Below are 22,020 nucleotides of genomic sequence, written 5' to 3' on the forward strand. Positions count from 1 at the left end.
CGGCGCGCGTCTCCACCTGTACCTGGACCCGGGGCGCGGGGCCCGCGTGCCGTACGGCGTTGGTGAGGGATTCCTGCACGATCCGGTACGCCGCCGCCTCGGCCACCGGCGGGACACGTACGCCCTCCGTCCGTACCGACAGCTCCGTCTCGGCGCCCCCGGTCCGCGCGGCCTCCACCAGGCCGGACAGCGCCGCCAGATCGGGCAGGGCGCCGGCCCAGTTGCCGTCGTCGCCCTCGGCCGTGCCGGCGGTGCGCAGCACCTCCAGCGTGGTGCGCAGTTCGGAGCGCGCCTCGCGGCAGGTGTCCGAGATGCCGTCGAGCGCCTGGGCGATGGCCGCCCGGTCCAGCCGTTCGGGGTCGACGTCGAGGACGTGCGAGGCCACCGACGTCTGGACGCCGATGAGCGTGATGCTGTGGGCCAGCAGGTCGTGCAGGTCCCGCGCGATCCGCAGGCGTTCCTCGGCGACGCGCCGCGCCGCCTCCTTCTCGCGGTCGCGTTCCGCGCGCTCCGCGCGTTCCACGACCGCCGCGATGTACTTGCGGTAGACGCGTACGTCCATGCCGATCACCAGGACCGCCACGATCCAGCCGGACGTGCGGAGCATCTCGATGCCCCGGTCGGTGTTGATCAGCAGCATCACGGTGAGCGTGACGCAGACGACGCAGGAACCGAGCAGCGCGGCCCGCAGCGGCGGACCGGTGACGGCGAGGGTGTAGAGGGCGACCATCGTCGCGGGGGTGGTCGCGGCGTGCGAGTAGTCCAGCGCGTGGTACGTGGCGACGAGCACCACCATCACCAGCAGCACGCCCACCGGGTGGCGCCGCCGCCAGATCAGGCACGCGGTGATCGCGGCGAACATCGCCCAGCCGAGGGCGTCGAGAGCCGGCCCGGCGCCCGGCACGCCGACGGCGAGCGCCGCCCCCAGCACACCGACGACCCCGGCGACCAGCAGGTCCGTGCGCGCCTGGTTCGGCGCGTCGAGCGGGTCGCGGTTGAGCACCGCGAAGACGCGTTCGGTGAGTGGTCCTCTGGTGGGGTTGGCCGGCACGGGCCCATCCTCTCTCCTCGCCGTACGAAAGGGACCGGTGCGGTACGGATCTCTCCCCCTCGGAGCCGTACCGCCCGTACCGCACCGGTCACCGCACGCTGTTCAGACCCCCGAGCCGACCGTTTCCCGCTCGGGTACGGGCTCCGCGGCCGGTGGCCCGGAGAGCGCCCCCGGCCACCAGACCTTGCGGCCGAGCAGCACGCTCGCGCTCGTCACCAGATACGTCCGCACCAGGAACGTGTCCAGCAGTACGCCGACGGCGACGAGGATCCCCATCTCGGCGAGCATCACCAGCGGCAGCGAGGCCAGCACACCGAAGGTCGCGGCCAGCACGATGCCCGCCGACGCGATGACACCGCCCGTGCTGCGCAGCGCCGTCAGCGCGGCCTCCTCCGGCTCGGCGCCCTTCAGGGCCTCCTCCCGCATCCGGTGCATCAGGAAGATCCCGTAGTCGACACCGAGCGCGACCAGGAACACGAACGACAGCAGCGCCAGCCCGGGATCGACCCCGGCGAAGCCCAGCAGCGGCTCGAAGACCAGCCCGCCGATGCCCATAGACGCGCCCCACACGACCACCACGGCCGCCACCAGCATCAGCGGCGCGACGATGCTGCGCAGCAGCGCGACGAGGATCAGCAGCACGGCGACGATGACGAGCGGGATGACGTACAGCCGGTCGCTGGCGTTGGTGTCGGCGAGGTCGATCTGCTGCGCGCTGGGCCCGCCGACGTACGTCTCGTCGCCGAGGGCGGACCGCAGCCGTTCGATCGTGGCGCTCTCCTCCACCGACTCGGGCGCGTCCTTCGCGAAGACGACGATCTCGGTCCAGCCGCCGCCGCTGCGGCCCCGCTGCGCGTCGGCGACGCCGGGCAGCGTACGGGTGGTGTCGAGCGCCGTGCCGGCCGCGTCGGTGGGCGCCATGACGCTGATGGGCTGGGCGCTCTGGTCCGGGTAGGCGTCGGTCAGGCGCTGCATGGCGGTGACGGACTCGGGCCGGTCGATGAAGCTGTCCTCCTGCTTCACGGCGCCGGGCAGGTTCAGTACGCCGAGCGCGAGGGCGCCGAGCACCACAAGACCGGTGCCGAGCACGGCGACCGGCCTGCGGGCGGCCGAGGAACCCATGGCCGCGAAGAAGGAGCGGCGCTGCTTGACCTCACTGCCGTACGCGGGGATCAGCGGCCAGAAGACGCGGCGGCCGAGCAGCACCAGGACGGCGGGCAGCAGCGTGAGCATCGCGACGAGCGCGCACACGACGCCGATGGCGGCGATGGGTCCCATGCCGCTGCTGCTGTTGAGGTCGGCGGCGAGCAGGCAGAGCAGACCGGCGGCGACGGTGCCGGAGGAGGCGAGGACGGCGGGGCCGCAGTTGCGCAGCGCGGTGCGCATCGCCTCGTACGGCTCGGGTACGCGGCGCAGCTCCTCCCGGTAGCGGGAGACCAGCAGCAGCGCGTAGTCGGTGCCGGCGCCGAACACGAGGACGGTCATGATCGCCGCGCTCTGGCTGGTGACGACCACGTCGAAGGCCCGCACCATGCCGTAGACGACGGCCATGGAGCTGACGGCGGCGGCGCCGACGACGACCAGCGGCACGATCCACAGGAAGGGGCTGCGGTAGGTGATGATCAGCAGGAAGGCGACGACGAGCACGGTCGCGATCATCAGGGTGCCGTCGATGGACTCGAAGACGGACTCCATGTCGGCCATGAGCGCGCCGGCCCCGCCGACCTCGATGTCGAGCCCGCTCGCGATGTCCGGTCCGCTGCTGCCGCCGCCGCCCGCGCGGGCCTCGTCGCCGTCGGTCGTGGCGATGGCCCGTACGTCCTCGACGAAGGCCTTCTGCGCGGCTTCCTTGTCCGCCCCGGGCCCGGTCGGCGCGGCGCTCGCGATCGGGTACATCAGCGTCGTCCCGTCCTTCGACGGGATGCCCTTGGGCGGGGCGGTGAGCTTCTGCTCCGCCGCGATCCGGGCCAACTGCCCGTCGGCGGCGGTCCGGTCGGCGGCGGTGAGCCCGCCGTCGCGGTGGTAGACGACGATCACGTCGGTCGTCTCACCGCCGGGCAGCTCCTGGCGGACCTTCTCCACGTGCGTGGAGTCGGCGCTCGCCGGGAGGTAGTCGACGGCCTCGTCGCGCTGTACGCCGCCGAGCTTCCCGGCGAACATCGCGGCCACGGCGATCACGACCACCCACAGCCCCACCACCGCCCAGGGCAGCAGATGTCGGCGTCTGTTCTCGGGCCTCATCGCGGCCCCCCTTCTGCGCGTCCGGTCAGAGTCTGGTCCCAGCCTCGGTCCCGGAAGGGGCGGATTCGTCGCGCGTGAGGGCGAGATGGGGGTTACCGCACCGGGTGACAGGTCCGCGCGATTACTCCCGGGGGAGTACGCGGGAGGGGGGCGGGGTCAGGGTGAGGGCGTGCGCGCCGACTCCAGCAGCCGCGCCGTGTCCTCGGCGCACAGCTGCAACGCCCCGCCCACGGTCGACAGCACGTCGCGCTCCGCCGCGCTGTACGGCCCGTCGGCGAGCGCGATCCGCGCGCCCTGGAGCAGGATCGACTCCCGGCCGGCCGCCGCGAGATGCGGGGCCAGTGGCTCCAGCGCCTCGTGCAGCTCGATGGCGAGCGCCGCCCCGCAGGGGCCGGGGTCGATCAGGAACCGGCCGGTGTCGGCGGCCAGGGCCTCCACCAGGTCCGTGAGCTGCTCCTCCGTGCAGTCCTCGATCCCGGCGGCGCGGACCGTGGAGACGGCGGTCTCGCGGACCGTACGGGAGGCGGTGCCGCCGGCCGCGAGGACGGCGAGCGCGACGGTGTGCACGGCGTCGCGGAGCATCGCGGAGAAGCGGGTGGTGGTGGGGTGGTCGAGGATGTCGAGGCCGAAGTGGCCGTGGCAGGCGGCGCATTCGACGACGGGTCCGGCCGAGCCGCGCGGCACCAGCGGCAGGCCGAGCACGGCGAAGCGGCGACGGCCGGTGCGGCGGCGGTAGTTGCGGTCTCCGCCGCAGTCGGGGCAGAAGAACTCCCCGTCGCCGACGGTGCTCCACGCGGTGTGAATGCCACAGACGCGCAGTTTCCTGCCGTTTGAGCTCTGGCCTGGCAGCACGTCGCGCACCTCCATAACGCTTCGGCAACTTTGCCGCATTGACGTGATGTTAACCACAGCAACGATGCGGCGTCATTACCCCGGCGCCAGGTCGCCACGACATGGCCGAACCCCGCCCACCGCGATCGGTGGACGGGGTTCCGGTTCTGCCGGTGAACGCTCAGGTCAGCGCGGTGCGCGGTTGACCGCGGAGACCACGGCCTTCAGAGAGGCGCGCGTGGTGTTGGCGTCAATACCGATCCCCCACAGCACCTTCCCGTCGATCGCGCACTCGATGTACGACGCGGCCTGGGCGCTCGCGCCCTCGCTCATCGTGTGCTCGGAGTAGTCCAGCAGCCGCGCGTCGACCCCGACGGCGGCCAGCGCGGCGAAGAAGGCCGAAATCGGTCCGTTGCCGGAGCCGGTGAGGACGGTCTCCCGGCCGTCCACGACGGCCTCGACGGTGAGGGTGTCCGTGCCGTCCTTGTCGGTCGTGGACTGGCCGGACCGCAGCTGGATCCGTCCCCAACGGGCCCTCTCGTCGCCCTCGTTGGGCAGGTACTCGTCCACGAAGGCCGACCAGATCTCCTTCGGTGTGATCTCGCCGCCCTCTGAGTCCGTCTTCGCCTGGATGATCCGCGAGAACTCGATCTGCATCCGGCGCGGCAGGTCCAGCTTGTGGTCGTTCTTCAGTACGTAGGCGATGCCGCCCTTGCCGGACTGCGAGTTGACCCGGATGACCGCTTCGTACGAACGGCCCACGTCCTTGGGGTCGATCGGCAGATACGGCACGGCCCACTCGATGTCGTCGACCGTCGTGCCCCGGGCGGCGGCGTCGGCCTCCATGGCGTCGAAGCCCTTCTTGATGGCGTCCTGGTGGGAGCCGGAGAAGGAGGTGTAGACGAGGTCGCCCGCGTAGGGGTGGCGCGGGTGGATCTCCATCTGGTTGCAGTACTCGCTGGTGCGCCGGATCTCGTCGATCTGCGAGAAATCGATCTGCGGGTCGATGCCCTGCGAGAACAGGTTCATGCCCAGGGTCACCAGGTCGACGTTGCCGGTGCGCTCACCCTGGCCGAAGAGACAGCCCTCGATACGGTCGGCCCCGGCCATGAGCGCCAGCTCGGCGGCGGCGACGGCGGTGCCGCGGTCGTTGTGCGGGTGTACGGAGAGGCAGACGTGCTCACGGCGCGACAGGTTCCGTGACATCCATTCGAAGCGGTCGGCGTGCGTGGAGGGCGTGGAGCGCTCGACGGTGGCCGGCAGGTTGAGGATGATCTCGCGGCCCTCCTCGGGCTGCCAGACGTCCATGACGCCCTCGCAGACCTCCAGGGCGAAGTCCAGCTCGGTGTCGGTGAAGATCTCCGGGCTGTACTGGTAGCCGAAGACCGTCTCCGGGCCCAGGATCTTCTCGGCGTACTCGGAGACCAGCCGCGTACCGTCCACGGCGATCTGCCTGACCTGCTCGCGGGTCCCCCGGAAGACGACGCGGCGGAAGGTGGGGGCGGTGGCGTTGTACAGGTGGACGGTGGCGCGGTGGGCGCCGACGAGCGACTGGACGGTGCGCTCGATCAGCTCCTCGCGGGCCTGCGTCAGGACGGAGATCGTCACGTCCTCGGGGATGGCGCCCTCTTCGATGATCGACCGTACGAAGGCGAAGTCGGTCTCGCCGGACGACGGGAAGCCGACCTCGATCTCCTTGTAGCCCATGCGCACCAGCAGGTCGAACATCTCGCGCTTGCGGGCGGGCGACATGGGGTCGATCAGGGCCTGGTTGCCGTCGCGCAGGTCGGTGGAGAGCCAGCGGGGCGCCTGGGTGACGCGGTTGTCCGGCCAGGTGCGGTCGGGGATGTCCACGGCCTCGTACCGGCCGTACTTGTGGATCGGCATCCCGGACGGGCGCTGGGTGTGCGTGGCGTTGGTGACCGGGGTGGGACGGCCGACGGCCGATCCGGGTACAGCGGGGTCGGACGTGCGCTCAGACATTGCGTTGGGCTCCTCGTGTGTCCGCTGGGACGGCCGACGGGGCGGGAAAACCGCATCACCAGACTCCGCGGGGAGGGGGTCGGCCTACGACTACAGACCCTCGCCGCGGCAGCTAAGGAGAAGCAGCCCGAAACGCATGATGTGCGGCAGCCTAGCGGAGCCGTCCGGTCCGCGCGGGTCCGTATCAGTATGCGGGATCACCGGAGGAACAGTCCAAAGTCACCCAAAACCTCACGGAAGCCCTGCTCAGAAGCCGAGCTTGCGCAGCTGCTTCGGGTCGCGCTGCCAGTCCTTCGCGACCTTGACGTGCAGATCGAGGAAGACGGGCGTGCCCAGCAGCGCCTCGATGTGCTTGCGGGACTTCGTCCCGACCTCCTTGAGCCGCTGCCCCTTGGGGCCGATGATGATCCCCTTCTGGCTGGGCCGCTCGATGTAGACGTTCGCGTGGATGTCCAGCAGCGGCTTGTCCGCCGGCCGGTCCTCGCGCGGCAGCATCTCCTCGACCACGACGGCGATCGAGTGCGGCAGCTCGTCCCGTACGCCTTCGAGCGCCGCCTCGCGGATCAGCTCCGCGACCATGACCATCTCGGGCTCGTCGGTGAGGTCGCCCTCCGGGTACAGCGGCGGGCTCTCGGGCAGCAGCGGGACCAGCAGGTCGGCGACGAGGCCGACCTGGTCGCCGCTGACGGCCGAGACGGGGATGATCTCGGCCCACTCGAAGCCCAGCTCCCGGCCGAGCTGGTCGATCGCGATCAGCTGCTCGGCCAGGACGCGGGAGTCGACGAGGTCGGTCTTGGTGACGAGCGCGACCTTCGGCGTCTTGCGGATCCCGGCGAGCTCCTTGGCGATGAAGCGGTCACCGGGGCCGAGCTTCTGGTCGGCGGGCACGCAGAAGCCGATGACGTCGACCTCGGCCCAGGTGGTCCGTACGACGTCGTTGAGCCGCTCACCGAGCAGCGTGCGCGGCTTGTGGAGACCGGGGGTGTCCACCAGGATCAGCTGCGCGTCGGGCCGGTGCACGATGCCGCGCACCGTGTGGCGGGTGGTCTGCGGCCGGCTGGAGGTGATCGCCACCTTCTGGCCGACCAGAGCGTTCGTGAGGGTGGACTTGCCCGCGTTGGGGCGACCGACGAAGCAGGCGAAACCGGCCCGGTGGGGGGCCTTGGACGGTTCGGCGGAAGTCTCGGGAGACGAAGGGGTACGAGCGCTCATGCGGGCCATTCTCCCCGATCGTCCCGCCCCCGCCGACCAGTCGGCCCTTCGGCGCCCTTCGCGGACGGCTCAGCCGGCGGTGGCCGTCAGCCGCACGGTCCCGTCGGGAGCGGCGACGAGCACCGGCGTACCGGGCCCGCCGAGATCACGTACGGCGGCGCGGTCCTCGTCGCTCGCCGCCCCGGCCTCGGTGACGACGGCGGCGGCCTCCAGCGAGGTGGCGCCGCTCGCGACGGCCATGGCGACGGCGGTGCGCAGCGCGCTGAGCTTGAGGGAGTCGAGGTCGACGGTCCCGGCGACATAGGTCCGCCCGGTGTCGTCCCGCACGGCGGCCCCCTCGGGCACCCCGTTGCGGGCACGGGCGCTGCGGGCCAGCGTGATGATCTTGCGGTCCTCGGGGTCGAGGCCGGTGCTCTGCGTCGTCATGCGCCCGAGCATAGAGAGCCGGTCCGCCGCTCGTCGTCCCTGCCTCCCCGCTAGGGCCTGCCGTTTGGATCTTGCCGGGCTCTCGGCGTACGGAGCGCACCGTCCGTCTGACGGAGCGTGAAACGGCGCGAATTCGGGAGGAGATGCGAGCTTAAGATCACATGAATGGCATGCCAACAAAGGATGAAATAGCCATGTCTTCTAGCTTTTGACCTCGGGTATCGTCCCGTTCCACACGGGGCCGGTCACTTGACCCGGACCGACACGGTCGGGGGTGAGCGCGCTGCGCCGGGCTCCCGGGCGGGTGTCCCAGCAGACGAGGAAGAGGTCCATGAAGCGCATACTCATACGCTCTGGGAAGAGCCCGTTCTACGTCGCCAGTCAGCAGGAGTTCCTCCAGAAGGACCTGATCGGCACGAACTCCGGGAATCTCCTCTTCAGCGACGCCGCGCACAAGATTCTGCTCACCGAGCGGACCGAGGTCACGTCCAACGGTATCGGCACCGTCGCGACGCCGGAGCGGGCGCAGCAGATCAACCGGGACTACGACGTCTTCGTCGTACCGCTCGCCAACGCCTTCCGGCCCTCCTTCAAGCCCAACCTGAACAAACTCTCCGCCCTCATCGAGCAGCTCACCATCCCCGTCGTCGTCGTGGGCGTGGGCGCGCAGGTGCCCGAGGACTACGACACCACCCGGCTCGCGCCCATCGAGGCGTCGGTGAAGAGGTTCGTCAAGGCCGTCCTGGAGAGATCCGCCTCCATCGGCGTACGCGGTGAACTGACCGCCTCCTATCTGGAACGGCTCGGCTTCAAACGGCACGTCGAGGTCATCGGCTGCCCGTCGATGTTCCTGCACGGCGACACCTTCCCGACCCCGCGGGACCCGGGCCCCATCGACGCCCACTCCCGGATCGCGATCAACATGTCCCCCGGCGCGATAGCCGTCGGCGACATGGAGGGCCTGGCCCGGCACGCGCTCGAACGCTTCCCCCATCTGCGGTACTACGCGCAGAACATCGCCGACGCGGAAGTCCTCTTCTGGGGCGACACCTCCGCCGTCACCGGCCCCAAGACCCGCTTCCCCCGGCGGCTGACCCACCCGCTGTTCGCCGAGAACCGGGTGCGCGTCCCGCTGGACCCCAAGACCTGGATGGACGAGCTGGCGACGTACGACTTCGCCTACGGCACCCGCATCCACGGCAACATCGCGCCCCTGCTCGCCGGCACCCCCAGCGTCGTCCTCGTCCATGACTCCCGGACCCTGGAGCTGTGCCGCTACTTCGGCATCCCGCACCGCATGCTCAGCGCCACGCCCGCCGACATCCACCCGCGGGAGCTGTACGAGCAGGCCGACTACAGCGAGATGCTGAACGGGCACAAGGAGCGCTTCGACCGCTTCGTCGCCTTCCTGGACCGGAACGGTCTGGAGAACACCTTCACGCACGGCGACGGCGGCGCCGCCTACGACCTGCGGCTCGACGCCCTCGATCTGCCGCCGTCACTGGGCGTGTGGGACGGCAGCGACGACGGCTCGCTGCACTACCGCTTCAGCCGGCTGCACGAGCGCCACACGGTCGCCGACCGCCGTATCGACATCCTCACCAAGAAGAACAACGAGCTCCAGAAGCAGCTCAACCTGATGGAACGGCGGCTGGCCAGCATGGAGCGGAGCCTGCCCGTGCGGATCGGTCCGGCCGTCCGGCGTCAGGTACGGCGCCGGCTGCGGCCGAACAACAACTGAGCGGCCCGAAGGGCCCGTTACGGCCGGTCGAGCCGGAGGCGCTGCGCCTTCGGCAGACCGGCCACCACCAGGTCGTAACTGTCCTCGATCAGCTCGCGCACCGTCCGCGCGGGCAGGCCGGGGACCGTGACCGTGTTCCAGTGACGCTTGTTGAGATGCCAGCCGGGAACGATCTCCGGGTGCGCCGCGCGCAGCCGGAGCGCCTCGTCCGGGTCGCACTTGAGCGAGACCTTCAACGGCTCGTCGTCCAGGGCGCTGAGCGCGAACACCTTCCCCACCACCTTGAAGACCGACAGGTCGGGGTAGAAGGGGAACTCCTCCGTGGAGGCGTTGAACTCCAGGCAGAACGCGCGCAGTTCGTCCCGCGACAGCGACCCCCGCCCGGCGGCGCTCACCGCGACGCCGCCGGTTCGGCCGGCTCCGCCAGCACCGTCACGATCTTGTTCCGCCGGCCCGCCGGGGACTCCGCCGTCAGCCGCAGCGTGCGCCCGTCCGGCAGCTCGACCAGCGCGCTGGCGCCGGCGATCGGCACCCGGCCGAGCGCCTTCGCGAGCAGACCGCCGACCGTCTCCACGTCCTCGTCGTCGAACTCGTCGAGCCCGTACAGCTCCCCGAGATCCCCGATGTCGAGCCGGGCCGTGACCCGGTAGGAGTCGGTGCCGGTCTCCTCGACCGGCGGCAGCTCACGGTCGTACTCGTCCGTGATCTCGCCGACGATCTCCTCCAGGATGTCCTCGATCGTCACGATGCCCGCCGTGCCGCCGTACTCGTCGATGACGACGGCGACGTGGTTGCGCTCCTGCTGCATCTCCCGCAGCAGATCGCCCGCGTTCTTCGTGTCCGGCACGAACGCCGCCGGGCGCATCGCCGTGGAGACCAGATCGGCCTCGGATTCCCGGTTGATGTGCGACTTCCGCACGAGGTCCTTGAGGTAGACGATGCCGACGATGTCGTCCTCGTTCTCGCCCGTGACCGGGATCCGGGAGAAACCGGAGCGCAGCGCCAGCGTCAGGGCCTGGCGGATCGTCTTGTAGCGCTCGATGCAGACCAGGTCCGTACGCGGCACCATGACCTCCCGCACCAGCGTGTCCCCCAGCTCGAAGACCGAGTGCACCATGCGGCGCTCGTCGTCCTCGATCAGCGACTCCTGCTCGGCGAGGTCCACCATCGCCCGCAGCTCGGCCTCGCTCGCGAACGGTCCCTTGCGGAAGCCCTTGCCGGGCGTCAGCGCGTTGCCGAGGAGGATCAGCAGCTGCGGGACCGGCCCCATGATCCTGGCAAGCGGCAGCAGGACGTACGCCGCGACCGTGGCCGTGTTCAGGGGGTGCTGACGGCCGATGGTGCGCGGCGAGACGCCCACGGCGACATACGACACCAGGACCATCACGCCGATCGCGACGAGCAGCGCGGCCCAGGTGTCGTGGAACTTCTCCAGGCAGACGTACGTCACGATCACCCCGGCCGCCATCTCGCACGCGACGCGCACCAGCAGCGCCACGTTGAGATACCGCGTCGGATCGGCGGCGATCTGCGCCAGCTTGTCGGCGCCGCGCCGCCCGGAGCGCTCGGCCTCGGCGGCGCGGAAGGTCGAGACGCGGGCGAGCCCCGCCTCGGCGCAGGCCGCCAGCCAGGCGACCACGACCAGCGCGACCGCCCCGATGATCAGTTGCGTGATCACGAGACGGTCGGCGCGGGAGAGGGACCGGTCAGGCCCTGTTCGGCCCGCCAGCCGTCCACGATGGCCGCCTGGAGGCCGAACATCTCGGCCTTCTCGTCCGGCTCCTCGTGGTCGTACCCGAGGAGATGCAGCACACCGTGGACGGTCAGGAGCTGGAGCTCCTCGTCCATGGAGTGCCGCGTCGGCGCCTGTTCGCCCTGGGCCTTGGCGACCTCCGGGCAGAGCACGACGTCACCGAGGAGCCCCTGCGGGGGCTCCTCGTCGTCCTTCACCGGCGGACGCAGCTCGTCCATCGGGAAGGACATGACGTCGGTCGGACCAGGGAGGTCCATCCACTGCATGTGCAGCTGCTCCATGGCGGCTGAATCCACCACGATCACCGACAGCTCGGAGAGGGGGTGGATTCGCATCCGGGTGAGCGCGTAGCGGGCGGCCCCGAGGATCGCCTGCTCGTCGACCTCGGTGCCTGACTCGTTGTTGACGTCGATCGACATGGTGCGGTGTGACTCTCCCGGTTAGTGCCGCTGGTCAGCTGTGCGGTTCGTTGCCGTTGCGGCTGTCGTACTGCTCGTAGGCGTCGACGATACGGCCGACGAGCTTGTGCCGTACGACATCGTCGGAGGTGAGCCGGGAGAAGTGCACGTCCTCCACGTCGTGGAGGATGTCCTGGACCTGGCGCAGCCCGCTCTTGGTGCCGCCGGGGAGGTCGACCTGGGTCACATCGCCGGTGATGACGATCTTCGAGTCGAAGCCGAGCCTCGTCAGGAACATCTTCATCTGCTGCGAGCTGGTGTTCTGCGCCTCGTCGAGGATGATGAACGCGTCGTTCAGCGTCCTTCCGCGCATGTACGCCAGGGGCGCCACCTCGATCGTGCCCGCGGCCATCAGGCGCGGGATCGAGTCGGGGTCGAGCATGTCGTGCAGCGCGTCGTACAGCGGGCGCAGATACGGGTCGATCTTCTCGTACAGCGTGCCGGGCAGGAAGCCGAGCCGCTCGCCGGCCTCCACCGCGGGCCTGGTCAGGATGATCCTGGTGACCTGCTTGGACTGGAGGGCCTGCACGGCCTTGGCCATGGCCAGATACGTCTTGCCGGTACCGGCCGGGCCGATGCCGAAGACGATCGTGTGCCGGTCGATCGCGTCCACGTAACGCTTCTGGTTGAGCGTCTTGGGGCGGATCGTGCGGCCACGGCTGGAGACGATGTTCTGGGTGAGAACCTCGGCGGGGGTCTCAGGTCCGTCCGCGCCGCCGTTCTCGCTCGCCCTGAGCATGGCGATCGAGCGTTCCACTGCGTCCTCCGTCATCGGCTGACCGGTGCGGAGCACCAGCATCATCTCGTCGAACAGGCTCTGGATCAGCGCGACCTCGGCCGCGTCGCCCACGGCACTGATCTGATTGCCCCGGACATGGATGTCGACGGCCGGGAACGCCTTCTCGATCACGCGCAGCAACGAGTCACCGGAACCCAGGATCGTCACCATCGGGTGCTTGGCGGGAATGGTGAAGTGGGCTCGCGCCTGACCGGGCGCGGGGGTGCGAACTGTGGGTGTCTGAGTCATGGGCCGGCACTGTGGCCTGCACATACCTCCCGTTGCGGGGTTCTCGCCGCTCGACAACCTCTGGGTACCAGCGTACGACCCCGCACCGACAAGCCCGTAGGGCTTTTCCGCGCGCGTTCCGCGGAGGCCGGCCGACGGCGGGGGGAGCCGGGAGAGGCGGTGTCAGGCCGAACGCCCGAAGCCGATCGTCGGTACGGCCCTGCGCAGCGGCCACGGCCGGGTCGGCGCGGGCAGCAGGCCCGCCAGGAAGGCGTACCGGCGCAGCGCCGCCGGGTCCTGGTCCGCCGACGACTGGACGTAGTTCCACCACGCGGCGACCTCCGCCCAGCCGGGCGCCGACAGCGATCCGCCGAACTCCTGGACGGACAGGGCCGCCGTGAGCCCGGAGAAGGCGAGCCGGTCGGCGAGCGGCCAGCCGGCGAGGGTGCCGGTGACGAACCCGGCGACGAACACGTCGCCCGCGCCCGTCGGATCGAGCGCCTCCACGTCAATGGCCGGCACCTCGGCGGTGGCGCCGGTGGCGCTGTCCACCGCGTACGCGCCCTCCGCGCCCAGCGTCACGACCACCAGCGGCACCAGCTCGGCGAGCGCCCGCGCGGCGGCCCTGGGGCACTCGGTACGGGTGTAGCGCATCGCCTCCTCGGCGTTGGGCAGGAACGCCTCGCAGTGCGCCAGGTCGGGAAGGCCCGCCAGGTCCCAGCGGCCGGTGTCGTCCCAGCCCACGTCGGCGAAGACCCGCGCCCCGTGCCGGGCGGCGCGGGCGATCCACCCGTCGCTGCGGCCCGGGGTGAGCGCGGCGACCGCGGCACGCGCGCGGGGCGGGCACTCGGGCAGGGCGCCCTCGGGCGGCGGCGCCTCGTGGCCGTGCGAGACCATCGTGCGCTCGCCCTCGTACGCCATGGAGACGGTGACCGGCGAGTGCCAGCCGGGGACGGTGCGGGAGCCGGAGAGGTCGATGCCCTCGCCCTGCTCCAGGGCGTCCCAGCAGTACTCCCCGTAGTGGTCGTCGCCGAAGGCCGCCGCGAGGGACGTACGCAGGCCGAGCCGGGCCAGCGCGCTGGCCATGTTGGCGATGCCGCCGGGGCTGGAACCCATGCCCCTGGCCCAGGACTCGGTGCCGCGCACGGGTGCGCTGTCGAGGCCGGTGAAGATGATGTCGAGGAAGACCGTGCCGGTCAGGTAGACGTCGCAGTCCGGGTCGTCCGGGGCGCGCAGGGCGCCCAGCGGGTCGACATGGGCGGTGTGCTCCTGCGGCGTTCCTTCACGTGGGGTCACGGTCGCGCTCCCGGATCGGCGTACGGATCCGGACAGTGTGCCCGATGGCACTGACAGTCGGCGCTGCGGCAGGCCGTGGTGGCGGGCGGCGCACCGGCCCCGGCCTGATCAGCCCGAGCGCTTGGGGAGCGGTACGCGGACGAGGTCGGCGGCGACGGTCAGCTCACCGTCGTAACCGGCCATCCGCGCCTGCCGCTCGAACTCGGACGGATCGCCGTAGCGCTGCGAGAAGTGCGTCAGCACCAGGTGCCGTACGCCGGCCTCCTTCGCCACCGCGCCCGCCTGACCGGCGGTCAGATGGCCGTGGTCGGCGGCCAGTTGACCGTCCTCGTCGAGGAAGGTCGACTCGATGACCAGCATGTCGCAGCCGTCGGCCAGCGCGTGCACCCCGTCGCAGAGCCGGGTGTCCATGACGAACGCGAAGCGCTGCCCCCTGCGCTCCTCGCTGACGTCGGCGAGCGTCACCCCGCGCAGCTCCCCGTCCCGCTGGAGCCGCCCCACGTCGGGGCCCTTGATGCCGTGCGCGGCGAGGCGTTCGGGCAGCATCCGGCGGCCGTCGGGCTCGGTGATCCGGTAGCCGTAGGACTCGACGGGGTGCGAGAGCTTGTGTGCCTGGAGGGTGTACGAGCCGGTCCGCGCCAGCACGCCGTCGGCGTCGACGGGCGCCTCGGTGATCCCGACGGTCTCGCGGTACGCCGTCGCGTACCGCAGCCTCCTGAAGAAGACGTGTCCGCTCGCCGGGTAGTGCGCGGTGACCTCGTGCGGGACGCGGTCCAGATTGATGCGCTGGATCACCCCGGCGAGGCCGAGCGAGTGGTCCCCGTGGAAGTGCGTGACGCAGATCCGGTTGATGTCGTACGCGGCGACCCCGGCGCGCGCCATCTGGCGCTGGGTGCCGTCTCCGGGGTCGAAGAGGATGCCCTCGCCGTCCCAGCGCAGCAGATAGCCGTTGTGGTTGCGGTGCCGGGTGGGCACCTGGCTGGCGGTCCCCAGGACGACGAGTTCCCGTACGGACACGGCCTAGCCGGGGGGCCAGTTGAAGCCGCGTCCGCCCAGCACGTGGGCGTGCGCGTGGAAGACGGTCTGGCCGGCGCCGCTGCCGGTGTTGAAGATGATCCGGTAGCCGCTGCCGGCGGTCTTGTCCTCGGCGGCGACCTCGGCGGACTCGCGCAGGATGTCGGCGGCGATCCCCGGCTCGGCGGCGGCGAGGGTGGCCGCGTCCGGGTAGTGGACCTTGGGGATCACCAGGACATGGGTGGGGGCCTGCGGGTTTATGTCGCGGAAGGCCAGGGTGGTCTCCGTCTCGCGTACGACGGTGGCGGGCACCTCCCCGGCGACGATCTTGCAGAACAGGCAGTCGGCCTGTCGTTCTCCCGCCATGGTCCGGGTCTCCTCATCGCATCGGCCGGTCACCCCGGGTCACTTCCGTATCCGGGCATGCTATCCGCCCGCCGCCGGCGCGCGATCAGGACCAGCGGCCCGTACGCCCCAGCAGCAGCGCGCAGGCGGCCGTGCCGGCGGTGGAGGTGCGCAGGACCGTGGGGCCGAGCCGGTACGGCGTGGCCCCGGCGTCCGCGAACAGCGCCAGTTCGTCCGGGGAGACGCCGCCCTCGGGTCCGACGACGAGCACGATGCTTCCCCCGTCGGGGAGTTGGGCGGTGGCCAGCGGCTCGCTGCCCTCCTCGTGCAGGACGGCGGCGAAGTCGGCCGCCGCCAGCAGCGCCGCGACCTCTTTGGAGGACGCCGCCTCGGCGACCTCGGGGAAGCGGAGCCTGCGGGACTGCTTGCCCGCCTCGCGGGCGGTGGCGCGCCACTTGGCGAGGGACTTGGCGCCCCGTTCGCCCTTCCACTGCGTGATGCAGCGCGCGGCCTGCCAGGGCACGATCGCGTCGACACCGGTCTCGGTCATCGTCTCGACGGACACCTCGCCCCGGTCGCCCTTGGGCAGCGCCTGGACGACGGTGATACGGGGCGCCGGGTCGGCCTCCGTACGTACGCCGGTGACCTCCACGTCCAGCCGGTCCTTGCCGTGGACGGCGGCGACCGTCCCGTGGGCGCCGGTGCCCGCGCCGTCGGTCAGCACGACCTCCTCGCCGACGCGCAGCCTCCTTACGGAGACGGCGTGGCGGCCCTCGGGTCCTTCGAGCGTGACGGTGCCCGGCCGCAGACCGACGGTGGCGTCGACGACGAAGACAGGTGCGGTCATGAGGCGTTTCCCTGGGTCAACGAGGCGCGGGCGGCTTCAAGTTCGTCGGCGAGGACCTCCACGAGCTGTCCGGCGGGCAGCTCGCGGGCCATCCGGTGGCCCTGGCCCGCCCACAGGGCCATGCCCTGGGGGTCGCCGACCTTGGCGGCGGCCTTGCGCAGTCCGGAGGTGAGGTGGTGCACCTCGGGGTACGCGGGCGGGGCGTAGGGGCCGTGTTCGCGCATGAAGCGGTTGACGAGCCCGCGCGCGGGCCGCCCTGTGAAGGCGCGGGTGAGTTCGGTGCGGGTGAACAGCGGGTTGGTCATGGCCCGCTTGTGCAGGGCGTGGGCGCCGGACTCGGGGCAGACGAGGAACGCGGTGCCGAACTGCGCGGCGTCGGCGCCCGCGGCGAGGACGGCGGCGATCTGGGCGCCGCGCATGAGCCCGCCGGTCGCGACGACCGGCAGCCGTACGGAGTCCCGTACCTGGGTGACGAGCGACAGCAGCCCGATGCCCGCCCCGTCAGTGGCGGGGTCGTCGCGGTGCGTGCCCTGGTGGCCGCCGGCCTCGACGCCCTGTACGCAGACGACGTCGGCGCCCGACCACTGGGCGGTCTGGGCCTCCTCGGGGGTGGTCACCGTCACGACCGTCAGGGTGCCCACGCGGGTGAAGGCGTCGAGCACGGTGGGCGTGGGGCAGCCGAAGGTGAACGAGACGACCGGGACGGGATCGTCGAGGAGTATGGCGAGCTTGGCCTCGTAGCCGTCGTCGCGGCCCGCCTCGGGGTCGCCGAGCGGGGTCTCGTACCAGGTCGACTCACCGGCGAGCTGTTCGCGGTAGACGTCCACGGCGGCGCGGTCGTCGTGGTGCGGCTGCGGCATGAACAGATTGATCCCGAACGGGGCCCCGCTGAGCCCCCGGAGCTGTTTGACCTCTTCGTACATGCCGTCGGCGGTCTTGTACCCGGCGGCGAGGAAGCCGAGCCCTCCGGCGTCACCGACGGCCGCGACCAGCTGCGGGCAGGACGCGCCGCCGGCCATGGGGGCCTGCACGATCGGATACCGGCAGATGTCGGTCAACACGGAGGACATGCACGCATGGTGCCATGCCGTTCGTGGCACTTTGATGCCGGTTGGTCGTCAGGCGCCGTACCGGCCGGAAGCGGCCCGTACGACGCCTGAGGAGAGCGGGCGGGTCAGCGCCCGTTGAACGCGTCCTTCAGCCGGGAGAAGAGCCCCTGCTGCCCCGGTTGAAACTGGCCGGTGGGCCGCTCCTCGCCCCTGAGCTTCGCCAGCTCTCGCAGCAACCGCTCCTGCTCCGGGTCGAGTTTCGACGGGGTCATGACCTCGACATGGACGATCAGGTCGCCCCGGCCACCGCCCCGCAGATGCGTGATGCCGCGGCCGTGCAGCGGGATCGACTGGCCCGACTGGGTACCGGGCCTGACGTCGATGTCCTCGACCCCGTCCAGCGTCTCCAGCGGACACTGCGTGCCCAGCGCCGCCGCGGTCATCGGGATGGTGACCGTGCAGTGCAGATCGTCGCCGCGCCGCTGGAACACCGCGTGCGGCAACTCGTGGATCTCGACGTACAGATCGCCCGCCGGACCGCCACCGGGCCCGACCTCGCCCTCGCCGGAGAGCTGGATCCGGGTGCCGTTGTCGACGCCCGCGGGGATCTTGACCGTGAGCGTGCGGCGCGAGCGGATACGGCCGTCGCCCGCGCACTCGGGGCAGGGGGTCGGCACGACCGTACCGAAGCCCTGGCACTGCGGGCAGGGCCGCGATGTCATGACCTGGCCCAGGAAGGACCGCGTGACCTGCGAGACCTCGCCGCGACCGCGGCACATGTCGCAGGTCTGCGCGGAGGTGCCGGGTGCGGCGCCCTCGCCCGAACAGGTCGTACAGACGACGGCCGTGTCGACCTGGATGTCCTTCGTCGTACCGAAGGCCGCCTCGTTGAGGTCGATCTCCAGCCGGATCATCGCGTCCTGGCCGCGCCGCGTCCGCGACCTCGGCCCACGCTGCTGCGAGGTCCCGAAGAACGCGTCCATGATGTCGGAGAAGTTGCCGAAGCCACCCGCCCCGAAGCCGCCGGCGCCGCCGCCCGCCTGCGAGAGCGGGTCGCCGCCGAGGTCGTAGACCTGCTTCTTCTGCGGGTCCGACAACACCTCGTACGCGGCGTTGATCTCCTTGAAGCGCTCCTGCGTCTTGGGATCGGGATTGACATCCGGGTGCAGCTCGCGGGCGAGCCTGCGGAATGCCTTTTTGATCTCGTCCTGTGATGCGTCGCGGCGTACGCCGAGTACGGCGTAGTAGTCCGTGGCCACTTACGACTCCGCCAGGATCTGTCCGACGTAACGTGCCACTGCGCGTACCGCTCCCATCGTTCCGGGGTAGTCCATGCGGGTCGGTCCGACCACGCCGAGTTTGGCGACTGCCTCGTCGCCCGAACCGTAGCCGACCGCGACGACGGACGTGGAGTTGAGGCCCTCGTGGGCGTTCTCGTGCCCGATTCGTACGGTCATGCCCGAGTCCTCGGCCTCGCCGAGCAGCCTGAGGAGCACGACCTGCTCCTCAAGTGCCTCCAGCACCGGCCGGATCGTCAGGGGGAAGTCGTGCCCGAAGCGCGTCAGATTGGCGGTGCCGCCGATCATCAGCCGTTCCTCGGTCTCCTCGACCAGCGTCTCCAGGAGCGTCGCGAGGACCGTGGTCACCGTCCCCCGGTCCTCCAGGTCGAAGGATTCGGGCAACTCCTGCACCAGCAGCGGCACATCGGAGAACCGGCGCCCCACGACCCGGGCGTTGAGCCGGGCCCGCAGGTCCGCGAGCGACGTGTCGCCGAACGGCACCGGGCAGTCGATCATGCGCTGCTCGACCCGGCCGGTGTCGGTGATCAGCACCAGCATCAGCCGCGCGGGAGCCAGCGAGAGCAGTTCCACGTGCCGCACCGTCGAGCGGGTCAGCGAGGGGTACTGCACGACCGCGACCTGCCTGGTCAGCTGCGCCAGCAGCCGTACCGTACGGCCCACCACGTCGTCCAGGTCGACGGCGCTGTCGAGAAAGTTCTGGATGGCCCTGCGCTCGGGCGCCGACAGGGGTTTGACGCCCGCCAGCCGGTCCACGAAGAGCCGGTAGCCCTTGTCCGTCGGAATACGCCCCGCACTCGTGTGGGGCTGGGCGATGAAGCCCTCGTCCTCCAGGACCGCCATGTCGTTACGGACAGTGGCCGGGGAGACACCGAGCTTGTGCCGCTCGGTCAACGCCTTGGAGCCGACGGGCTCCTCGGTGCCGACATAGTCCTGGACGATGGCGCGCAGCACCTCAAGCCTGCGTTCGCTCAGCATCGCGCACACCTCCAGCTCTGGGTCCTCGGATCCGGCCTGGCACTCGATGCGTAGGAGTGCCAGCATTCCCCGGGCCAGTGTACGGCCGTGAGGTACGCCCCTAGCAAGGCCGACCGGACACGCTACCGCGCGCGCTGCCGCCCGCCCCACCGATAGCGTCTCCGTATGAACGTCCGTTGGGAAGAGCACGGCTGGGAACGGATCGCCCCGGGGGTCGGCAGACGACGACTGCCTGGCTGGGATGCGACCGTCGGCCTCGTCGTCGGCGAGGACGCCGTTCTTCTGTACGACACGGGCTCCACGCTCCGTGAGGGCGCGGAGATCCGCGCGCAGGCGCAGGCCCTGTGCGGACGGCGCGTCACCCACATCGCGCTCAGTCACGCCCACTTCGACCACGTCCTCGGTACGGCGGCCTTCTCTGGCGCGCGGGTCTACGGCGCGGTCGGCCTGGGGGAGCTGCTGCTGCGCGGCCGCGAGTCCGTGCTCGCCTCGGCGGTGCGGCACGGGGTACCGGCCCCCGAGGCCGCGTCGGCGGTGGACGCGCTGGTCGTGCCGCGGCACCCGGTGACCGGCGAGTGGACGCTCGACCTCGGCGGCCGGCAGGTACTTCTCGCCAATGTCGGCCCCGGGCACTCCGGGCACGATCTCGCGCTGTTCGTCCCTGGCGGGCGGGAGGTCGTCTTCTGCGGCGACCTGGTCGAGGAGTCGGGCGAACCACAGGCCGGCGACGACGCGGTCCCCGCGCGCTGGCCGGCGGCGCTGGACCGGCTGCTGGCCCTGGGCGGCGAGGACGCGGTGTACGTCCCCGGCCACGGCGCGGTGGTCGACGCGGCGTTCGTACGGGCCCAGCGGGACGCGCTCGCCGCACGTTTCGGATGACGTGACGTTATCGTCTGCGCATGCGCAGTTACAGCCCCGATCTCACCCCGCCGTGGAAGCGTTCGAAGCCGGTGCCCGAGGTGCCCGCCGAACCGGATCTGGTGGTCGAGGAGGTGTCGACGGGCTTCTGCGGGGCGGTGATCCGCTGCGAGAAGACGGCGCAGGGGCCGACGGTCACCCTGGAGGACCGCTTCGGCAAGCACCGGGTGTTCCCGCTGGTGGAACGCGGGTTCCTGCTCGAAGGCCGGGTCGTCACCCTGGTCCGCCCGGCCGCCGCGGGCCCGGTCCGGCCGACGCGTACGGCCTCCGGCTCGGTCGCCGTCCCGGGCGCGCGGGCGCGGGTGGCCCGTGCGGGCCGTATCTACGTGGAAGGGCGGCATGACGCGGAGCTCGTCGAGCGGGTCTGGGGCGACGACCTCCGTATCGAGGGCGTGGTCGTGGAGTACCTGGAGGGCATCGACGACCTCCCGGCGATCGTGGCGGAGTTCGCCCCGGCGCCTGACGCGCGGCTCGGCGTCCTGGTCGACCACCTGGTGCCGGGCTCCAAGGAGTCCCGCCTGGCGGAGCAGGTCACGGGGGCGGACGTGCTGATCGTGGGCCACCCGTACATCGACGTGTGGGAGGCGGTGAAGCCGTCGTCGGTGGGCATCCCGTCATGGCCGGTGGTCCCGCGCGGCCAGGACTGGAAGACGGGGGTGTGCCGGGCCCTGGGCTGGCCGGAAAACACCGGTGCGGCGTGGCAGCGGATCCTCTCCTCGGTCCACACGTTCCGCGACCTGGAGCCGGCGTTGCTGGGGCGGGTGGAGGAACTGATCGACTTCGTGACGGTTATGGACGACGGTGCCGCTTGACGGGGGGCAGGGTGCCGAAATCCGTGGTGTCCAGTTCGACCCCGAGCACGTCGAGGGGGGCCGGCTCACCGAACTTCGTCGTGCGCTCCGATCGGTAGTCGGCACTTTCGCCGGTACCTGTCGGCTCGGTGAGCAGGACGCAGTGCTGCGCCATCGGATCAATGATCAGGTACGCGGGTGCGCGGCCGGCAGCGTAGATCGATCGCTTCTCACCGTAATCCCGGTCGATGCTTGTCTTGGAGACGACTTCCACCAGCAGCGTCACTGCAGGCGCCGGAATGAGCCGTCCGGGGCCGTCCGCGACACCACGTTCCAGAACAACGAGGTCGGGCTGCGGTTCGCTCGCCTCTCCCGGGATTCCGATGTCCTGGGTCTGCAAACGCTCCCAGCGGTCGCGAGGAATCTGATCCTGCACGGACTGCACAATCCGGTTGTGCACCCGGTCGGGCCCCGCCATCATCACGACTTCTCCCCGCAGGATCTCGGTCTTGTATCCCTCGGGAAGCTGGAACTTCTCAAGGAACGCGACGAGGTCGTCAGTGATCGATCGGTCATCCACAGCGGTCATCTCCGTGGCCCTCCGCTTTCTGCCGCCGCCTGTTTGCGAGAGCAGCCTACGAAGAGAGTAGGCAGATACAGGTCGTCCCTGCACGCATCCACCCGGCCGAGTGATCAATCCACCAGATCCCTGACCACCGCGTCCGCCAGCAGCCGTCCCCGCAGCGTCAGCACCGCCCGGCCCTCCCCGTACGGCCCCGCCG

21 protein-coding genes are annotated in these 22,020 nt (G+C 70.9%); 3 read left to right on the forward strand and 18 right to left on the reverse strand.

The annotated features are described in order from the left end of the window. The 6 genes from BHU15_RS24150 to BHU15_RS24175 form a co-directional block, all read right to left on the reverse strand. Nucleotides 1–1,051: sensor histidine kinase (locus BHU15_RS24150; RefSeq protein WP_069629124.1), on the reverse strand; the 1,051-nt coding region annotated here is incomplete at its 3' end. A 102-nt stretch (nucleotides 1,052–1,153) separates the two neighbouring features. After that, a complete protein-coding gene (locus tag BHU15_RS24155; RefSeq protein WP_069629125.1) occupies nucleotides 1,154–3,292 on the reverse strand; it encodes an MMPL family transporter in 2,139 nt (712 codons plus the stop codon). 156 nt (nucleotides 3,293–3,448) lie between these two features. Next, on the reverse strand, nucleotides 3,449–4,144 hold the full coding sequence (locus BHU15_RS24160) for a tellurite resistance TerB family protein (RefSeq protein ID WP_069629136.1): 696 nt from the start codon (nucleotides 4,142–4,144) through the stop codon (nucleotides 3,449–3,451). 165 nt (nucleotides 4,145–4,309) lie between these two features. After that, nucleotides 4,310–6,106 carry a 2-isopropylmalate synthase gene (gene leuA / locus BHU15_RS24165; RefSeq protein WP_069629126.1) on the reverse strand — a complete coding sequence of 599 codons (1,797 nt, stop codon included), beginning with the start codon at nucleotides 6,104–6,106 and terminating at the stop codon, nucleotides 4,310–4,312. Nucleotides 6,107–6,352: 246 nt separating this feature from the next. After that, on the reverse strand, nucleotides 6,353–7,327 hold the full coding sequence (era, locus tag BHU15_RS24170; protein ID WP_376204491.1) for a GTPase Era: 975 nt from the start codon (nucleotides 7,325–7,327) through the stop codon (nucleotides 6,353–6,355). A 60-nt stretch (nucleotides 7,328–7,387) separates the two neighbouring features. Next, nucleotides 7,388–7,744, reverse strand: a complete 357-nt coding sequence (locus tag BHU15_RS24175; RefSeq protein WP_069629138.1) for a cytidine deaminase-like protein — start codon at nucleotides 7,742–7,744, stop codon at nucleotides 7,388–7,390. 331 nt (nucleotides 7,745–8,075) lie between these two features. On the opposite strand from BHU15_RS24175, the gene BHU15_RS24180 reads away from it, so the two are divergent. Further along, a complete protein-coding gene (locus tag BHU15_RS24180; RefSeq protein ID WP_069629127.1) occupies nucleotides 8,076–9,485 on the forward strand; it encodes a polysaccharide pyruvyl transferase family protein in 1,410 nt (469 codons plus the stop codon). Between the two features lie 17 nt (nucleotides 9,486–9,502). Here the strand turns inward: BHU15_RS24180 and BHU15_RS24185 are convergent, their stop codons facing one another. The 11 genes from BHU15_RS24185 to hrcA form a co-directional block, all read right to left on the reverse strand. Beyond that, the gene (locus BHU15_RS24185) at nucleotides 9,503–9,856 is read right to left on the reverse strand and encodes an MmcQ/YjbR family DNA-binding protein (protein ID WP_069629139.1); all 354 of its coding nucleotides are present in this window, start codon (nucleotides 9,854–9,856) and stop codon (nucleotides 9,503–9,505) included. A 20-nt stretch (nucleotides 9,857–9,876) separates the two neighbouring features. Further along, entirely contained in the window at nucleotides 9,877–11,163 is a 1,287-nt protein-coding gene (locus BHU15_RS24190) for a hemolysin family protein (protein ID WP_023541921.1), read from the reverse strand. Continuing rightward, the gene (ybeY, locus tag BHU15_RS24195) at nucleotides 11,160–11,657 is read right to left on the reverse strand and encodes an rRNA maturation RNase YbeY (RefSeq protein ID WP_023541920.1); all 498 of its coding nucleotides are present in this window, start codon (nucleotides 11,655–11,657) and stop codon (nucleotides 11,160–11,162) included. Before ybeY ends, BHU15_RS24190 begins: the two co-directional genes overlap by 4 nt. A 34-nt stretch (nucleotides 11,658–11,691) precedes the next feature. Then, complete coding sequence (locus BHU15_RS24200; RefSeq protein WP_079128345.1) at nucleotides 11,692–12,723, reverse strand: PhoH family protein; 1,032 nt, start codon at nucleotides 12,721–12,723, stop codon at nucleotides 11,692–11,694. Nucleotides 12,724–12,885: 162 nt separating this feature from the next. Beyond that, a complete protein-coding gene (locus BHU15_RS24205; protein WP_069622223.1) occupies nucleotides 12,886–13,998 on the reverse strand; it encodes a carbohydrate kinase family protein in 1,113 nt (370 codons plus the stop codon). Between the two features lie 108 nt (nucleotides 13,999–14,106). Next, a complete protein-coding gene (locus BHU15_RS24210; RefSeq protein ID WP_069629129.1) occupies nucleotides 14,107–15,015 on the reverse strand; it encodes a ribonuclease Z in 909 nt (302 codons plus the stop codon). A gap of 3 nt (nucleotides 15,016–15,018) precedes the next feature. Next, entirely contained in the window at nucleotides 15,019–15,378 is a 360-nt protein-coding gene (locus tag BHU15_RS24215) for a histidine triad nucleotide-binding protein (protein WP_069629130.1), read from the reverse strand. An 85-nt stretch (nucleotides 15,379–15,463) separates the two neighbouring features. Continuing rightward, on the reverse strand, nucleotides 15,464–16,204 hold the full coding sequence (locus BHU15_RS24220; protein ID WP_069629131.1) for a 16S rRNA (uracil(1498)-N(3))-methyltransferase: 741 nt from the start codon (nucleotides 16,202–16,204) through the stop codon (nucleotides 15,464–15,466). Then, nucleotides 16,201–17,274: a nitronate monooxygenase gene (locus BHU15_RS24225; protein WP_069629132.1), complete on the reverse strand. Its 1,074-nt coding sequence runs from the start codon at nucleotides 17,272–17,274 to the stop codon at nucleotides 16,201–16,203. The genes BHU15_RS24220 and BHU15_RS24225 overlap by 4 nt, the downstream gene beginning before the upstream one ends. A 104-nt stretch (nucleotides 17,275–17,378) precedes the next feature. Beyond that, nucleotides 17,379–18,512: a molecular chaperone DnaJ gene (gene dnaJ, locus BHU15_RS24230; RefSeq protein WP_023541912.1), complete on the reverse strand. Its 1,134-nt coding sequence runs from the start codon at nucleotides 18,510–18,512 to the stop codon at nucleotides 17,379–17,381. Beyond that, a complete protein-coding gene (hrcA, locus tag BHU15_RS24235) occupies nucleotides 18,513–19,529 on the reverse strand; it encodes a heat-inducible transcriptional repressor HrcA (protein ID WP_023541911.1) in 1,017 nt (338 codons plus the stop codon). It lies immediately after the preceding gene. 165 nt (nucleotides 19,530–19,694) lie between these two features. Between hrcA and BHU15_RS24240 the strand changes: the two genes are divergently transcribed. Further along, on the forward strand, nucleotides 19,695–20,408 hold the full coding sequence (locus BHU15_RS24240; protein WP_069629133.1) for an MBL fold metallo-hydrolase: 714 nt from the start codon (nucleotides 19,695–19,697) through the stop codon (nucleotides 20,406–20,408). 20 nt (nucleotides 20,409–20,428) lie between these two features. Then, entirely contained in the window at nucleotides 20,429–21,259 is an 831-nt protein-coding gene (locus BHU15_RS24245) for a DUF3097 domain-containing protein (protein WP_069629134.1), read from the forward strand. On the opposite strand, the gene BHU15_RS24250 is transcribed toward BHU15_RS24245, so the two are convergent. Further along, entirely contained in the window at nucleotides 21,237–21,827 is a 591-nt protein-coding gene (locus BHU15_RS24250; protein WP_069629135.1) for a Uma2 family endonuclease, read from the reverse strand. The genes BHU15_RS24245 and BHU15_RS24250 overlap by 23 nt on opposite strands. Nucleotides 21,828–22,020: the final 193 nt, after the last annotated feature.

It is taken from the genome of Streptomyces niveus, assembly GCF_001723055.1.
Lineage (GTDB): Bacteria > Actinomycetota > Actinomycetes > Streptomycetales > Streptomycetaceae > Streptomyces > Streptomyces niveus.

Coding starts and splice junctions, on each gene's coding strand:
- leuA (WP_069629126.1), bottom strand. CDS start 6,106: ATGTCTGAGCGCACGTCCGACCCCGCTGTACCCGGATCGGCCGTCGGC.
- BHU15_RS24220 (WP_069629131.1), bottom strand. CDS start 16,204: ATGACCGCACCTGTCTTCGTCGTCGACGCCACCGTCGGTCTGCGGCCG.
- era (WP_376204491.1), bottom strand. CDS start 7,327: ATGGCCCGCATGAGCGCTCGTACCCCTTCGTCTCCCGAGACTTCCGCC.
- BHU15_RS24215 (WP_069629130.1), bottom strand. CDS start 15,378: ATGGCGGGAGAACGACAGGCCGACTGCCTGTTCTGCAAGATCGTCGCC.
- BHU15_RS24245 (WP_069629134.1), top strand. CDS start 20,429: ATGCGCAGTTACAGCCCCGATCTCACCCCGCCGTGGAAGCGTTCGAAG.
- ybeY (WP_023541920.1), bottom strand. CDS start 11,657: ATGTCGATCGACGTCAACAACGAGTCAGGCACCGAGGTCGACGAGCAG.
- BHU15_RS24225 (WP_069629132.1), bottom strand. CDS start 17,274: ATGTCCTCCGTGTTGACCGACATCTGCCGGTATCCGATCGTGCAGGCC.
- BHU15_RS24180 (WP_069629127.1), top strand. CDS start 8,076: ATGAAGCGCATACTCATACGCTCTGGGAAGAGCCCGTTCTACGTCGCC.
- hrcA (WP_023541911.1), bottom strand. CDS start 19,529: ATGCTGAGCGAACGCAGGCTTGAGGTGCTGCGCGCCATCGTCCAGGAC.
- BHU15_RS24200 (WP_079128345.1), bottom strand. CDS start 12,723: ATGACTCAGACACCCACAGTTCGCACCCCCGCGCCCGGTCAGGCGCGA.
- BHU15_RS24250 (WP_069629135.1), bottom strand. CDS start 21,827: ATGACCGCTGTGGATGACCGATCGATCACTGACGACCTCGTCGCGTTC.
- BHU15_RS24240 (WP_069629133.1), top strand. CDS start 19,695: ATGAACGTCCGTTGGGAAGAGCACGGCTGGGAACGGATCGCCCCGGGG.
- BHU15_RS24175 (WP_069629138.1), bottom strand. CDS start 7,744: ATGACGACGCAGAGCACCGGCCTCGACCCCGAGGACCGCAAGATCATC.
- BHU15_RS24155 (WP_069629125.1), bottom strand. CDS start 3,292: ATGAGGCCCGAGAACAGACGCCGACATCTGCTGCCCTGGGCGGTGGTG.